The 14,138-nt window shown below is 69.7% G+C and carries 13 protein-coding genes and 1 pseudogene; 4 read left to right on the plus strand and 10 right to left on the minus strand.

What is annotated here, in order from left to right:
* A pseudogene (locus tag GRC12_RS16200) lies at nucleotides 1-294 on the minus strand (GIY-YIG nuclease family protein); the annotation flags it as partial.
* A gap of 215 nt (nucleotides 295-509) precedes the next feature.
* On the opposite strand from GRC12_RS16200, the gene GRC12_RS16205 reads away from it, so the two are divergent.
* A complete protein-coding gene (locus tag GRC12_RS16205; RefSeq protein ID WP_208779945.1) occupies nucleotides 510-710 on the plus strand; it encodes a DUF5999 family protein in 201 nt (66 codons plus the stop codon).
* A gap of 23 nt (nucleotides 711-733) precedes the next feature.
* Nucleotides 734-1,588 carry an alpha/beta fold hydrolase gene (locus GRC12_RS16210; protein ID WP_308286560.1) on the plus strand — a complete coding sequence of 285 codons (855 nt, stop codon included), beginning with the start codon at nucleotides 734-736 and terminating at the stop codon, nucleotides 1,586-1,588.
* Nucleotides 1,589-1,638: 50 nt separating this feature from the next.
* On the opposite strand, the gene GRC12_RS16215 is transcribed toward GRC12_RS16210, so the two are convergent.
* From GRC12_RS16215 to GRC12_RS16250, 8 genes are all read right to left on the minus strand, one after another.
* A complete protein-coding gene (locus GRC12_RS16215; RefSeq protein ID WP_208779948.1) occupies nucleotides 1,639-2,940 on the minus strand; it encodes an alpha/beta fold hydrolase in 1,302 nt (433 codons plus the stop codon).
* A 101-nt stretch (nucleotides 2,941-3,041) separates the two neighbouring features.
* Nucleotides 3,042-4,067 (minus strand): LacI family DNA-binding transcriptional regulator, encoded by a 1,026-nt coding sequence (locus GRC12_RS16220; RefSeq protein WP_208779951.1) that lies wholly within the window; start codon nucleotides 4,065-4,067, stop codon nucleotides 3,042-3,044.
* Nucleotides 4,068-4,149: 82 nt separating this feature from the next.
* Nucleotides 4,150-5,562, minus strand: coding sequence for a BNR repeat-containing protein (locus GRC12_RS16225; RefSeq protein ID WP_208779953.1), 1,413 nt, complete (start codon nucleotides 5,560-5,562; stop codon nucleotides 4,150-4,152).
* 42 nt (nucleotides 5,563-5,604) lie between these two features.
* Nucleotides 5,605-5,925 (minus strand): L-rhamnose mutarotase, encoded by a 321-nt coding sequence (locus GRC12_RS16230; protein ID WP_208779954.1) that lies wholly within the window; start codon nucleotides 5,923-5,925, stop codon nucleotides 5,605-5,607.
* Nucleotides 5,926-5,957: 32 nt separating this feature from the next.
* Nucleotides 5,958-7,037 (minus strand): rhamnose ABC transporter substrate-binding protein, encoded by a 1,080-nt coding sequence (gene rhaS, locus GRC12_RS16235; RefSeq protein ID WP_208779956.1) that lies wholly within the window; start codon nucleotides 7,035-7,037, stop codon nucleotides 5,958-5,960.
* Between the two features lie 124 nt (nucleotides 7,038-7,161).
* Complete coding sequence (locus tag GRC12_RS16240) at nucleotides 7,162-8,139, minus strand: ABC transporter permease (RefSeq protein ID WP_208779958.1); 978 nt, start codon at nucleotides 8,137-8,139, stop codon at nucleotides 7,162-7,164.
* A complete protein-coding gene (locus GRC12_RS16245) occupies nucleotides 8,132-9,202 on the minus strand; it encodes an ABC transporter permease (protein WP_208779959.1) in 1,071 nt (356 codons plus the stop codon). The genes GRC12_RS16240 and GRC12_RS16245 overlap by 8 nt, the downstream gene beginning before the upstream one ends.
* On the minus strand, nucleotides 9,199-10,716 hold the full coding sequence (locus tag GRC12_RS16250; protein ID WP_133043547.1) for a sugar ABC transporter ATP-binding protein: 1,518 nt from the start codon (nucleotides 10,714-10,716) through the stop codon (nucleotides 9,199-9,201). Before GRC12_RS16250 ends, GRC12_RS16245 begins: the two co-directional genes overlap by 4 nt.
* A gap of 282 nt (nucleotides 10,717-10,998) precedes the next feature.
* Between GRC12_RS16250 and rhaI the strand changes: the two genes are divergently transcribed.
* Complete coding sequence (rhaI, locus tag GRC12_RS16255) at nucleotides 10,999-12,159, plus strand: L-rhamnose isomerase (RefSeq protein ID WP_208779961.1); 1,161 nt, start codon at nucleotides 10,999-11,001, stop codon at nucleotides 12,157-12,159.
* 40 nt (nucleotides 12,160-12,199) lie between these two features.
* On the opposite strand, the gene GRC12_RS16260 is transcribed toward rhaI, so the two are convergent.
* On the minus strand, nucleotides 12,200-13,087 hold the full coding sequence (locus tag GRC12_RS16260) for a LysR family transcriptional regulator (protein WP_208779964.1): 888 nt from the start codon (nucleotides 13,085-13,087) through the stop codon (nucleotides 12,200-12,202).
* A 166-nt stretch (nucleotides 13,088-13,253) separates the two neighbouring features.
* Here GRC12_RS16260 and GRC12_RS16265 point away from each other — a divergent pair, with 166 nt between their 5' ends.
* The gene (locus GRC12_RS16265) at nucleotides 13,254-14,129 is read left to right on the plus strand and encodes an NmrA family NAD(P)-binding protein (protein WP_208779966.1); all 876 of its coding nucleotides are present in this window, start codon (nucleotides 13,254-13,256) and stop codon (nucleotides 14,127-14,129) included.
* Nucleotides 14,130-14,138: the final 9 nt, after the last annotated feature.

The raw sequence follows: 14,138 nt of genomic DNA on the forward strand, positions 1-14,138 counted from the left end.
GGGCGGGAGGCGGCCGTTGAAGACCACGTTGTACTTGGGGCGCTCGGTCCAGACCGCCTCTCGCTCGGCCGCTTCCGCGTCGTCGGGATAGCCGATCCGTATCCCTATGACCTGCGGACCCCACGGCTGCTCACGCAGGTGCGTGCGCACCCGGGTGAGGGGAGCGACCGATATGCCGACATACAGCAGGCCCTCCAGGCCGTAGAGCCGGTACAGCGCGATCCGGCCGCCGGCATGCAGGCTGCCCTCCTCGTCGAACAGGCCCCGCAGGAACTGCGCGTCGACGTCGCCCATGACACGACTCCCTTCGCGTGCTCACGCCGCCACGCCCCACGGTCCCACGCGGGTCCGACAACGGGCCTTCCCGGCGTCCACGACCCGGCGGAACCGAACCTCACCGATGAGTTTCCGGGCTTGTGGGGGTCTTCTCATACAACGGAAAACAAACTCGGCTACCACGGATACGAGCCCACTTCAGGCGGGAGCCAGACGGATCGAGGAGAGAGATCATGTGCAGCCACCGGCCTTTGTGCCCCAGCGCAGACAGCCCCGACCATCACACCGCCGCCGTCGTCGCGGCCCACCCGGAACAGGGGTGGAGCCTGCTGTGCAACGGGACGATCGTCTTCGACGACACCGGCGAACTGCTGCCGGACGGGCGGGTCGTGAGCCCGTACCGCACCCTCGGTCCCCTGGCCGTCGCGGCCTGAAGCCCCAGTCGAGCGTTGTGGTGGTGGCCGAGCGCATGATCGACGCGCACGGGGTCTCCCTGTACACCGAGTCCTTCGGTGACCGGGCGGACCCGCCGGTGCTGCTCGTCATGGGGACCGGGGCCTCGATGCTCTGGTGGGACGAGGAGTTCTGCCGGATGCTCGCCGAGGGCGGACGGTTCGTGATCCGGTACGACCATCGCGACACCGGCCGGTCGGTCACCTACGAACCGGGCCGCCCCGGATACACCGGTGCGGATCTGGTGCGCGACGCCGTGGGGGTTCTGGACGCCTACGGGATCGAGGCCGCCCATCTGGTGGGGGTCTCGGCCGGAGGGGCCTTGGTACAGCTGGCGGCGCTCGACCACGCGCCTCGCGTTCTCTCGCTCGTCCTCATCAGCACCTCCCGGGCGGTGCCCGGAGGTCCCGAACTGCCCCCGCCGAGCGAGGAGTTCATGCGGTTCGTGTCGTCCGCGCAGGTGGACTGGAAGGAGAAGGCCTCGGTGGTCGACCACCAGGTCGCGTACGCACGCCTGCTCGCGGGAGGGCGGCGTCCGTTCGACGAGGCCGCCGTCCGGGACCTCGTCCGCCGCGACGTCGAGCGTGCCCGTGACTTCGCCGCCGTGCGCAACCACGACCTGCTCGCCGAGGGCGAGCCCTCGCGTCGGCCGCTGTCGTCGATCGCGGTACCCACGCTGGTGGTCCACGGAACCGCGGATCCGCTGTTCCCCCTGGCCCATGGCGAGGCGCTCGCCGAGGAGATTCCCGGCGCGCGACTGCTGGCCCTCGAGGACGCCGGGCACGGGGTCGACCGAGCCGACCGGGAGACGATCGTCTCCGCGGTCATCGCGCACACCGCGACCGGCGAGCGGCGTTGAGCACGTTCTGCGCGGTCACGGGGCGGACGGGCGAGTCGGCCGGCGTGCTGTCATACCTCGTCGCGGGTGAGGGCGAGCAGCCGGTCCAGGACCCGGGGGCCGCCCGCGCGGACGCCGTCGTGCTCGAACTCGTTCGTCACCCAGGTGCGCAGGCCCCGGATCGTCCGGGCCGTCTCCAGGGCGTGGGCCGTGTCGACGTACATGTCGTCGTGGTAGACGGCCGCCGCGGCCGGGACGTCGTTGGCGGCGAGGCGGACGGGGTCGTACAGCGGCGGCCAGTCGGTGCGGGCGGCGAGGAGTTCGGCCGTTTCACGCAGGGGCCGCAGTGCCGGGTCGCAGTCGAACATCCAGGGGTGGATCGATTCGCCGGTGAAGAGCAGGGGGGTGTCGCCGGCCAGCGTCTTGGCGGCGTCGAACTGCGGGAACTCGGCCCGCACCCGCTCCGCCGACCAGGCGGTGGGGCGCTCGTCCTGGCCGTAGCACGCCTCGTGGACGAGGGCGTACAGGGGGTGGCTCGCGAACGACAGGCTGCCCTGCACCTCCTCCTGGAAGGCGTCGGAGAGGGCCATGCCCCGCGGGGTGCGGACGAAGGCGTGTTCGAGAAGGTGGTGAAGGCGGTGGCTGCCCTCGCTGCCGCCGAGCATGATGCCGAGGGACTGGAAGGCCTCGACCGTGAGGCGGTAGCCGTTCGGCAGGGTCACCTCATGGGTGAGCAGGTGGTCGGCGATACGGCGGGCGCGCTCGATGTCCTGCGGGTAGCGGGCGTAGTGGGCGGCGACCTTGCTCTCGACGCGGGGATAGGCGGCTCGGTAGACGTCGTCGGCGTGGGCGTCGAGGGAGGGCAGACCACCGGTGATCACGGCGGCGGCCAGGCCCTCGGGGGCGCTGGAGAGGTAGGTGACCGTGCAGAAGCCGCCGAAGCTCTGGCCGAGCACCGTCCAGGGGGCGCCGCCGGTGACCTGGGGGCGGATGGCCTCGCAGTCGCGGACGATCGCGTCGGCGCGGAAGTGGGCGAGGTAGTCGGCCTGCTGGGCGGGCCCGCCGCGCAGCGGGAGGGTCTGGCGGTTGGCGGGCGTGGAGTGGCCGGTGCCGCGCTGGTCGAGGAGGAGGACCCGGAACTCCTTCAGGGCCCGCCCCAGCCACGCCGGCTTCCCGACGAAACGATTCGCCCCGAATCCGGGTCCGCCCTGCAGATAGACCAGCCAGGGCAGGTCCTGCCGTACCTTCTCACCCGCGACGACCTCACGGGCGTACAGCTCGATGGACTCCCCCGCCGGGTCGTCGTGGTCGAGGGGCACGGTGAAGTGGCGGTCGGTGAGGACGACGCCGGGCTGGCGGTACGTGGCGCTCAACTGATCTCCAGGGACGGACGGACTTCCGGTCGCGTCCCACTTCACCACAAGTTCGTCCGCCGGCCGACCCCGGGGATCATGAAATCCTACTGAACAGGCGATCAGCGGGCCGAGAGACTCGATCGCCGTACGACCAGCTCCGGCTGGAGGACGACACGCCGGTGCTCGTGCCGCCTGCCCCCGCCCTCCGCCTCCGTCTCCTCCAGCAGCAGATCCGCCGCCAGGGCGCCCATGGTGACGGCGGGCTGGCGTACGGAGGTGAGCGGGACGGCGGCGGCGGCCGCGAACTCGATGTCGTCGTAGCCGACGATGGCGAGGTCGTCCGGGACGGTGACGCCGGCCGCGTACATGGCCTGCAGTACGCCGAGGGCCAGCAGGTCGTTGGCGCAGAAGACGGCGCTGGGGCGGTCGGCGAGGCCGAGCAGACGGGCCCCGGCGTCCCGGCCCGCGGCCACGTCCAGTCGCTCGGTGGGCAGCTCACGCAGGCACTCGGGGCCGAGGCCCGCCTCGGCGAGCGCGTTCAGGGCGCCCGTGCGGCGGTCGCGGACCTGGTTGAGGCCGGGCGGACCGCTGACGTAGGCGATGGAGCGGTGCCCGGCGTCGACCAGATGGCGCACGGCGAGCGCACCGCCCGCCACGTCGTCGACGGAGACCGAGCACTCGGTCGTCCCCTCGGCCACCCGGTCGACGAGGACGAAGGGGATGTTGTGCCGGCGGAACGTCTCGATGTTGCGGCCGGTCGCGTCCGCGGGGGTGAGCAGCACGCCCCGCACCCGCTGCTCGGCGAAGAGCGAGAGGTACTCCGCCTCCTCGCCGGCGCTCTGCGCGCTGTTGCAGACCATCACGCCGAGCCCGGCGTCACGCGCGGCGCGCTCGGCCCCGCGCGCCACGTCGACGAAGAACGGGTTGCCCATGTCGAGCACGAGCAGCCCCATGATCCGGCTGCGGCCCGCGCGCAACTGGCGCGCGGACTCGCTGCGGACGTACCCGAGCCGGTCTATCGCGGACTGCACCCGGGCCCGGGTCTCGGTCGCGACCGTGTCCGGACGGTTGATGACGTTGGACACCGTGCCGACGGAGACTCCGGCGGCACGGGCGACGTCCTTGATACCCACCGACTGGGCCATCAGGCAGGGACCTCCAGAGGAACGCGGGACGGCGGGAAGAAGACCTTCACATTACCGTCATCGCCCCGCACATCGGCGCCGGTCACGAGGGCAGTGCGAAGTCGACGACATGCAGCGCCGACGGGGTCGTGCCGCTCGACTTCTCCTGGTACATGAACGACAGGACGTTGTCGTACCCCACCCGCAGCTCGTCGATGACGACCTCGCCGAAGGCGTCGAGGTCACCGCCGTCGTACAGCAGTGTCCAGTCGGTGTACCCGGACGCCTTCGACGCGGCGGCGATGCGGCCGTGGGGGAAGACCGCGTACGCGTTGTCGTACTTGTCCAGGACCAGCTTGGTGCGCTGGCTGGAGTTCAGGGCGACGGGGATCTCCGTCTTCTGCCAGGTGCCCGACGCGTTCTTGCGGAGGTGGAAGGCCCGGCCGTTGGCGGTGCGGTCCGCGACGTAGTTCGTGGTGCACTGGCCGAAGCGGCCGGGGACGTAGCTGATGATCGCGTGCGGGAGGCCCGTGGAGTCCGTCCACTGGCTCTCCTGGTTCATCAGGGAGTGGTCGGGGTTGAGGGAGTCGACGACCAGTCCGGAGTCCGTGACGGCGACGGTCTCCGCGGTGCCGGTGGTGGCGACCAGGCTGCCCGCGTCGTTGCGCCAGGTGCGGCCCCGGTCGGTCGAGTACACGTAACCCGTGTCGTGGTTGGTGATGCCGCCGCTGTTGCACATCACGGCAGCGTTCTGCTCACGCCAGGTGAAGAAGGAGTGCAGCCGGCCGCCCGCGTCGTAGTCGATGCCGTGCAGATACATGTTGCGGGCCGTCGAGGTGCCGTGTGAGCTGGTGTACGTGCCCGTGGAGCTGGACCACTCCCCCAGCGCCGTCCAGCTCGAACCGTCGTACTCGGCAAGCGCGTTGCGGCCGTTGCCGGAGATGCCGACCCGGTAGCTGAGCTGGAGCCTGCCCTCGGGGGTGGAGACGAACTGCGGGTAGGTGAACTGCGAGGTCAGGGCGAGGCCGTCCAGGGACGTCTGGACGGAGCCGAAGACCGACGAAGTCCAGCCGGTGGTACCGGGGTTGTCCAGCAGACCGGCGACGGACTTCACGTAGAAGTAGCCGTCGCTGTGCGAGTCCATGTTCAGGTGCAGCCGTCCGTCGACCTTGGACACGCCCATGGAGATGACGTTGTGGGAGTCGCTGGTCTTCAGGACGTGGGAGAGGGTCACGGTCGACCAGTTGCTCGCGCCGAGGGCGCGCCGGCCGACCACGGCGTTGCCCGTCGCGGTGTACCAGACGGCGTACTGGTAGCCCTTGTAGGTCAACAGGCCGTTCTTCTGGAACGAGTTGTTGTTGACCAGACCGTCGTAGGAGACGAAGAAGACCGCCTGGGAGTCGAGTTGGGTGGTGCTCTTCCTGCTGACGGAGGGGCCGGGATCGGCGGCCCGTGCGATGCCCGGTGTTGCCACGGCCGCCAGTATGGCGGTGGCGAGCACGGTGCGTCTCTTCATGAGCGGCTCCAGCGAGGGGGCGGGGACGATCGGCGGGGACGGTCAGGCGAGGTGGAACACTTCCGTGAGCGGTTTCATGGCCTCGTCGGGCCGGGCGCCGTCCAGCGACTCGAAGAACGGCGCCATCTCCGCCTGCCAGCGGGCGTTGACGTCGGTGGCCTCCATGCCGGCCTGGGCGGCGGCGAAGTCCTCGGTCTCCAGATAGCCCACGAGCAGGCCGTCGTCGCGCAGGAAGAGGGAGTAGTTGTGCCAGCCGGTGGCGGAGAGCGCCTGAAGCATCTCCGGCCACACGGCGGCATGGCGTTCGCGGTACTCGGCGAGCCGGTCCTCGCGGACCTTGAGGAGGAAACAGACGCGCTGCATGAAGTACCAGCTCCCGAACGGGACGAAGGGGCCTAGAAGTTGAACTGGTCGATGTTCTTCGCGGTGAACACGGTCGGCTTGCCGAGCGTGATCACGCCGTCCTTGCCGATGGTGTACGTGGTCGAGCCGGCCTTGAACGTCTCGCCCTCCTTGCCGGTGATCTGACCGGAGGCCAGCGCCACGGCGGTGCGGGCGGCGAGGTCGCCGAGCTTCGCCGGGTCCCACAGCTCGAAGCCCTCGACGGTGCCGTTCTTGACGTAGTTGCGCATGTCGTTGGGGGTGCCGAGGCCGGTGAGCTTGACCTTGCCCTTGTACTTGGAGCCGGACAGGTACTGGGCGGCGGCCTTGATGCCGACGGTGGTCGGGGAGATGATCCCCTTCAGGTTCGGGTACTGCTGCAGCAGGCCCTGGGTCTGCTGGAAGGACTGCTGGGCGTCGTCGTTGCCGTAGGCGATCTTGACCAGCTTGATGTTCTTGTACTTGGGGTCCGCCAGTTCCTTCTTCATGAAGTCGATCCACACGTTCTGGTTGGTCGCGGTCTGCGCGGCCGACAGGATCGCGATCTCGCCCTTGTAACCGATCTGCTGGGCCAGCAGCTGCACCTCGGTACGGCCGAGGTCCTCGGCGGAGGCCTGTGAGACGAAGGCGTTGCGGCAGTCCGGCTTGGTGTCGGAGTCGTAGGTGACGACCTTGATGCCGTTGCTCATGGCCTGCTTCAGCGCGGTGCACAGGGCGCCCGGGTCCTGCGCGGACACGGCCATCGCGTTCACCTGCTGCTGGGTGAGCGTGTTGACGTAGGAGACCTGCCCGGAGGTGTCGGTGGCGCTGGAGGGGCCGACCTCCTTGTACTTGCTGCCGAGTTCGGTGAGCGCCTTCTCGCCGCCCTTGTCGGCGGAGGTGAAGTACGGGTTGTTGACCTGCTTGGGCAGGAACCCGACGGTCAGGCCCTTCTTCAGCGCGGCGTTCGGGTCGGCCTTGGCGGTGGAGGTGGCCGCCGCGTCGTCACTCTTGGAGTTGTTCTTGGTGGTCCCGCCGCAGGCGGTGAGAGCCAGGGCGAGGGAGGTTCCGGCGGCGAGCGCCGCGCAGGCACGACGAAGGGATGACTTACGCATGGCATGGAGTCCTTTGGTAAAGGGGTGAGCTTGGACGCGCCCCTCAGGGGCGCGGGCGGAGTCGATCTGCGGCTCCGCCGCGCGGGCGCGACCAGCCACAGCCGGCCCGCAGTTGACGAACGACCTATCCAGCGGAGCGAGCAGCTGCCCTCGCTATGGAGATCTGGCGAGCAACCCGCGGTCCCAACACGGACACCACGAGCAACACACCGGTCACAACGATCTGCGACTGCGCCGAAACGTTGAGCAGGCTCATCACGTTCTGCAACGCCCCGAGCAGAAAGACACCGGCGATCGCACCGCCCAGCGTCCCCTTGCCCCCGTCGAAGTCGATGCCACCGAGCAACACCGCGGCGACCACCGACAGTTCGAGCCCGGTCGCGTTGTCGTACCGCGCACTGGCGTAGTGCAGCGCCCAGAAGATCCCGGTCAGGGACGCCATCAGTCCCGTCGCCATGAACAGGATGAGCTTGTGGCGCTTGACCCGGATCCCGGCGAACCGCGCCGCCTCCTCGCTCGCCCCGATGGCGAACAGCGACCGCCCGAACGGCGTGGCGTGCAGGACGACCACGGCGATGACGAGCAGGACGAGGAAGGGCAGGAATGCCTGCGGGAGGAACGTGTTCCCGAGCCGTCCGGCCGCGAAGTTCAGGTACTGGGAGGGGAAGTCGGTCACCGCGTCGGAGCCGAGCACGATCTGTGCGATGCCCCGGTAGGCGGCGAGGGTGCCGATGGTGACGGCGAGGGAGGGCAGCCCGAGCCGGGTCACCAGCAGGCCGTTGACCAGCCCGCAGACCAGGCCCAGCAGCAGGCACAGCGGGATGATCGTCTCGATCGCCATGCCCTCGTTCCACAGCTTGCCCATCACCGCGCCGGACAGGCCGGCCGTGGAGGCGACGGACATGTCGATCTCACCGGAGACGACCAGCATCGTCATGGGCAGGGCGACCAGGGCGATCGGCAGGGTGTTGCCGATGAGGAAGGAGAGGTTCAGGGCGTTGCCGAAGCCGTCCACCGTGCCGAACGACAGCAGCAACAGCACGACCAGGAGGGCGCCGACGACCGTGTCCCAGCGGACCGCGCGCGTGAGGGAGTCAGGCATGGCGGGCGTTCCCCTTCTGCAGGGCCGTCTTCTTCGCGGCCGACTTCTTCAGCGCGGAGGCCACGCGCAGCGCGACGATCCGGTCGACCGAGATGGCGAGGATGAGCAGGACGCCGTTGATGGCGAGCACCCACACCGAGCTGACACCGAGAGCGGGCAGCACGCTGTTGATGGAGGTCAGCAGCAGAGCGCCCAGCGCCGCCCCGTACACGCTGCCGGAGCCGCCGGTGAAGACGACACCACCGACCACGACCGCGCTGACGACGGTGAGTTCGTAACCGGTGCCGGTCCCGGAGTCGACGTTGCCGAAGCGAGCCAGGTACATGGCGCCCGCGAGGCCGGCGAGCGCGCCGCAGAAGGTGTACGCGGCGAGGATCCGCTTGCGGACCGGGATACCGGCCAGCCGCGCGGCCTCCGGGTTGGAGCCGAGCGCGTACAGCTCCCGCCCGCTGCCGAAGTGCTTGAGGTAGTACGCCGTGGCCACCAGCACCGCCAGCGCGATCAGCGCCAGCCACGGCACCGCGGAGATGCCGCCGGAGCCGAAGTCCACGAAGCCGCCCGGCAGGTCGGCCGCCGTGATCTGGCGGGAGCCGACCCAGATGGAGTCGATGCCGCGGATGATGTAGAGCGTGCCCAGGGTGACGACGAGGGCCGGAACCTGGCCGAGACTGACGAGCAGACCGTTGAGCAGGCCGAAGCCGATGCCCAGCAGCACCGCCAGGACGACGGCGACGACCGCGTTCCCGCCGCCGTGGAGGTAGTCGCCGGCGGCGAAGGCGGCGATGCCGAGGGTGGAGCCGACGGACAGGTCGACGTTCCTCGTGATCACCACCAGGGACTGGCCGGTGGCGACCAGGACCAGGATGGTCGCGTTCAGCAGCAGGTCCTTGATGCCCTGTTCGGACAGGAAGTCGCTGTTGCCGATCTGGGTGACGACGATCATCACCAGGAAGACGACCAGGATGGCGAGTTCGCGCATCTTGAACACGCGGTCGACGAGCCGGGTGCCGCTGGACCTGGGCACCTCGGCGACGGGGGTTTCGCTGGGAGTGGTCACCGTCATGCGGCGGCCCTCCCGGTGGCTGCGGCCATCACGGTTTCCTCGGTGGCTTCGGCGCGTGGGATCTCGGCGGCGAGGCGGCCCTCGTGCATCACGAGCACGCGGTCGGCCATGCCGAGGATCTCGGGCAGGTCGGAGGAGATCATCAGGACGGCCACGCCGTCGGCGGCCAGCTCGCTGAGCAGCCGGTGCACCTCGGCCTTGGTGCCCACGTCGATGCCCCGGGTGGGCTCGTCGACGATCAGCACCTTCGGCCCGGTGGCGAGCCACTTGGCGAGGACGACCTTCTGCTGGTTGCCGCCGGACAGGGTGTTGACGGTGTCGGCGATCCGGGCGTACTTCACCTGGAGCTTGACCGCCCAGTCGAGGGAGCGGCTGCGCTCGGCGCCCCGGTCCATCAGGCCGGCCCTGACGGTCGTACGGAGGCCGGTGAGGCCGATGTTGCGCTCGATGGACATGTCCATCACCAGGCCCTGGGCCCGCCGGTCCTCAGGGACGAGGGCGAGGCCCGCGGCCATCGCGGTGGAGGGGGCGCCGTTGGTGAGCTTGCGCCCCTCGACCTCGACCTCGCCGGCGTCCCAGCGGTCGATGCCGAAGACGGCGCGCGCCACCTCCGTGCGACCGGCGCCGACGAGTCCGGCGAGACCGACGATCTCTCCGTGGCGCACCTCGAAGGAGATGTCGGTGAAGACGCCCTCCCGCGTCAACCGCCTTACGCTCAGGGCGACTTGACCGGGCTTGACGTCCTGCTTGGGGTAGAGCTCGTCGAGGTCGCGGCCGACCATGCGGCGCACCAGGTCGTCCTCGGTCATGCCCTCGATCGGCTCGCTGGAGATCCAGGCCCCGTCGCGCAGGGTGGTGACCCGCTGGCAGATCTCGAAGATCTCCTCCAGCCGGTGCGAGATGAACAGCACCGCGGCGCCCTGTTCGCGCAGGGTGCGCACGACACCGAAGAGCCGGGCGACCTCGCTTCCGGTGAGGGCGGCCGTCGGTTCGTCCATGATCAGGACCCGGGCGTCGAAGGAGAGGGCCTTGGCGATCTCGACGATCTGCTGGTCGGCGATGGACAGGCCGCGCGCCGGGCGGTCGGGGTCGAGTTCGACCCCGAGGCGCTGCATCAGCGCCAGGGTCGCCGCGTGCGTGGCCTTGTGGTCGATCCGGCCGAGGGCGCGCCGGGGCTGGCGGCCCATGAAGATGTTCTCGGCGATCGAAAGGTCGGGAAAGAGCGTGGGCTCCTGGTAGATCACGGCGATGCCGGCGTCGCGGGCGTCACCGGGGCCGTGGAAGACGACGGGCTCACCGTCGAGCAGTACCCGGCCGGCGTCCGGCCGGTGCACCCCGGCGAGGGTCTTGATCAGGGTGGACTTGCCCGCACCGTTCTCACCGGCGAGGGCGTGCACCTCGCCGGGGAACAGTTCCAGGGACACGTCCCGCAGGGCACGCACGGCGCCGAAGGACTTCGAGATGTCCTCGAGCGCCAGCACCGGGGCCGGACCCGTGTCGGACGGGTGGGTCATGAGGGGCTCCTCGACGACGCCCCAGGTGACCTTCGGGAGGTCCTCACGGCGTCGTGAAAGGTTTCAACTTGGTTGCCGGGACGTTAGGCGCGGCGAGCTTGTCACGTCAATGGGTGGGCCCCGAAAATATTTCGAGAGTCCTTCGAGAGCCAAAGGTCACGGTCAGGCCACGGGCAACAGGGTGTGCGCGAACGCTTGACACCCTGCACAACCGGCCTAAGCTTCCCCTCCTGAATCGATTCATACTGAAGCCTTCCGACCCGACGTCACAGGAGCCCTGAAGTGACCGAGCTCGCCGCGGTGAAGTCCGCGCTCAAGACCCAGGCAGTCGAGACACCGTCGTGGGCGTACGGGAACTCGGGGACCCGGTTCAAGGTGTTCGCCCAGCGGGGGGTTCCCCGTACACCGCAGGAGAAGCTGGCCGACGCCGCGCAGGTGCACGCGCACACCGGTGTCGCGCCAACGGTCGCCCTGCACATTCCGTGGGACAGGGTCGACGACTACGGCGCGCTGGCGAAGTACGCCGAGGACCACGGCCTGAGGCTGGGGGCGATCAACTCCAACACCTTCCAGGACGACGACTACAAGCTCGGCAGCATCTGCCACCCCGACGCGGCCGTACGCCGCAAAGCCGTCGACCACCTGCTGGAATGCGTCGACATCATGGACGCCACCGGCTCCCGCGACCTCAAACTGTGGTTCGCCGACGGCACCAACTACCCCGGCCAGGACGACCTCCGCGCCCGCCAGGACCGCCTCGCGGAGGCTCTCGCCGAGGTCTACCAGCGGCTCGGCGAGAACCAGCGGATGCTGCTGGAGTACAAGTTCTTCGAACCCGCCTTCTACTCCACCGACGTCCCCGACTGGGGCACCGCCTACACCCACTGCCTCAAGCTCGGCGAGAAGGCACAGGTCGTCGTGGACACCGGCCACCACGCACCCGGCACCAACATCGAGTTCATCGTCGCCACCCTCCTGCGCGAGAACAAACTCGGCGGCTTCGACTTCAACTCCCGCTTCTACGCCGACGACGACCTCATGGTCGGCGCCGCCGACCCCTTCCAGCTCTTCCGCATCATGTACGAAGTCATCCGAGGCGGCGGCTACACCCAAGACATCGCCTTCATGCTCGACCAGTGCCACAACATCGAAGCCAAGATCCCCGCCATCATCCGCTCCGTCATGAACGTCCAGGAAGCCACCGCCAAGGCCCTCCTCGTCGACCGCGACGCCCTCGCCCAAGCCCAGCGCGACGGCGACGTCCTCACCGCCAACGCCGTCCTCATGGACGCCTACAACACCGACGTACGACCCCTCCTCGCCGAACTCCGCGAGGACATCGGCCTCGACCCCGACCCGATCGCCGCCTACCACCGCTCCGGCTGGGCCGAGAAGATCGTCGAGGAGCGGGTCGGCGGGCAGCAGGCCGGGTGGGGAGCGTAGATCACCGGTTCGGACCGCCGTCACCCTCTCCCGGGGCCGCTCAGCCCCGCTGCTTGGTGACCGTTCCTTCGGCCGCCTCCTGGAGGGGCGCCACTGACGTGGCGACGCGGACCAGGGCCGCCGTGGCCGTCGAGCGGGAGTGCTGGGGCCAGGCGATGGAGAGGGTGGCCGGCGGGGCGTCCGGGAGTTCGCGGTAGGCCACGCCCGGCCGGGGGTAGCGGGTCGTGACCGACTCCGGGAGCAGCGTCACCAGATCGCCGAATTCGACGAGCGCGAGCAGTTGGGCCAGGTCTGTGACCGCGTACTGCTCCATGATCGCGTCCAGGTAGCGGCACAGGCCACCCGAGTCGCCCGGTTCGACGCCCGGGAGGGCGAGATCGGCGAGGGTGAGGTCGTCGCGGTCCGCGAGCGGGTGGGTTGCCGGCAGCGCGGCGAGGCGGGGTTCGACGGTCACCGTCTCGGCGTCCAGGCCGGTGCGGTCGAAGGGTTCGTAGACGAGGGCCGCGTCCGCCTCGCCCGCACGCAGGAGCCGGGCCTGTTCGCCCCAGCCGGAGAGGCGGACCGTGACGGGCCGGGCCGCCGGCTCGGTGGCGTAGCGGGCCAGGATGGCATCCAACAGACCCGCCGCGCCGTCGGCCTTGACGGTCAGGACGAGCTTGGGCTCCGGGTCGGCCGCGCGCTGGGCTCGCCGGCCGGCCGCCTGGAGGGCGTCCAGGGCGATCCGGGCCTCCGCCAGCAGGACGGTGCCGGGCGGGGTGAGGGTGACGCTGTGGGTCGTACGCTCGAAAAGGGTGATGCCGAGGTCCGTCTCGAGTTTGCGGATGGCGCGGGAGAGGGGCGGGGCGGAGATGCCCAGCCGTTCGGCGGCGCGGGCGAAGTTCAGTTCCTCCGCGACCGCGACGAAATAGCGCAGTGACCGGGACTCCATGGCCGTGGACCTCCTTCGGTATGACCCGGAGGGTAACAAGCGGGACCCGGTCGATCCTTCCAAGGCGCAGGATCGCGGCGCAGGATCGAGGTACGCGGTCCCCCGGTACCGCCGCAGGCGACGGGGCGTGAACCGCGCTTCCAGCGAACCGTTTTGGAGCTTCTGTATGCTTGTCATCACCACGCCCACCGGTCAGATCGGCCGCCAGGTCGTCGACCGTGTCCTCGCAGCCGAGCAGCCGGTCCGTGTGATCGTGAGGGATCCCGGCCGGCTCGCCCCCGAGGTGCGGGAGCGGGTCGAGGTCGTCCAGGGCTCACACGCCGACCCCGATGTCCTCATGAAGGCCTTCACGGGCGCGGAGGCCGTGTTCTGGGTGATACCGCCGGATCCGCGCACGGAGAACCTCGAGCGCCAGTATCTGGACCCGACCCGGTCGGCGTGCGAGGCGATCGTCAGGCATGGCGTGGACCGTGTCGTGTGCGTGTCGACCATGGGTCAGGGCATCGAGAAGAACGCGGGGCACCTGTCGGCGGCGCGGGCGGCCGAGGAACTGATCGCCGGCACGGCTGTGAAGTCCCGGGCGCTGCGGCCCCCGGCCTTCATGGAGAACCTGCTCCGTCAGCTCGACACGATCAAGAACCAGGGCACCTTCTTCCTGCCGAGCCGCCGGGACCGCACCCTGGCCCTGGTCGCCACCCGCGACATCGCCGAGCGAGGCGCCGAACTGCTGCTCGACGACACCTGGAGCGGACAGGGCGGCGTACCGGTGGTCAGCCCCGACTCCCTCACTCCCGACGGCATGGCGGAGGTCCTCGGCGACGTACTGGAGCTGCCGGTCCGCTACCAGCAGGTCCCGATCGACGCGTACAGGTCGATGATGCTGGAGCACGGGGCGAGCCGGGCCATGGCCCAGGGCGTGGCCGACATGGCCGTGGCCCAGAACGAGGGGGCCTACGACGCGGAGCACCGCACCGCACAGCCGAGCCCGACCGGTTTCCGCCAGTGGTGCGAGGAGGTGCTCAGGCCCGCCTTCCTGGCCTGAGCACCTCCG

The organism is Streptomyces griseorubiginosus (genome assembly GCF_017614965.1).
Classification (GTDB): Bacteria; Actinomycetota; Actinomycetes; order Streptomycetales; family Streptomycetaceae; genus Streptomyces; species Streptomyces griseorubiginosus_B.

Excerpts from the sequence above, each read along its gene's own strand:
- GRC12_RS16245 (WP_208779959.1), bottom strand. The coding sequence starts at position 9,202 with ATGACGGTGACCACTCCCAGCGAAACCCCCGTCGCCGAGGTGCCCAGG.
- GRC12_RS16220 (WP_208779951.1), bottom strand. The coding sequence starts at position 4,067 with ATGGCCCAGTCGGTGGGTATCAAGGACGTCGCCCGTGCCGCCGGAGTC.
- GRC12_RS16260 (WP_208779964.1), bottom strand. The coding sequence starts at position 13,087 with ATGGAGTCCCGGTCACTGCGCTATTTCGTCGCGGTCGCGGAGGAACTG.
- GRC12_RS16265 (WP_208779966.1), top strand. The coding sequence starts at position 13,254 with ATGCTTGTCATCACCACGCCCACCGGTCAGATCGGCCGCCAGGTCGTC.
- GRC12_RS16250 (WP_133043547.1), bottom strand. The coding sequence starts at position 10,716 with ATGACCCACCCGTCCGACACGGGTCCGGCCCCGGTGCTGGCGCTCGAG.
- GRC12_RS16240 (WP_208779958.1), bottom strand. The coding sequence starts at position 8,139 with ATGCCTGACTCCCTCACGCGCGCGGTCCGCTGGGACACGGTCGTCGGC.
- GRC12_RS16230 (WP_208779954.1), bottom strand. The coding sequence starts at position 5,925 with ATGCAGCGCGTCTGTTTCCTCCTCAAGGTCCGCGAGGACCGGCTCGCC.
- rhaS (WP_208779956.1), bottom strand. The coding sequence starts at position 7,037 with ATGCGTAAGTCATCCCTTCGTCGTGCCTGCGCGGCGCTCGCCGCCGGA.
- GRC12_RS16205 (WP_208779945.1), top strand. The coding sequence starts at position 510 with ATGTGCAGCCACCGGCCTTTGTGCCCCAGCGCAGACAGCCCCGACCAT.
- GRC12_RS16225 (WP_208779953.1), bottom strand. The coding sequence starts at position 5,562 with ATGAAGAGACGCACCGTGCTCGCCACCGCCATACTGGCGGCCGTGGCA.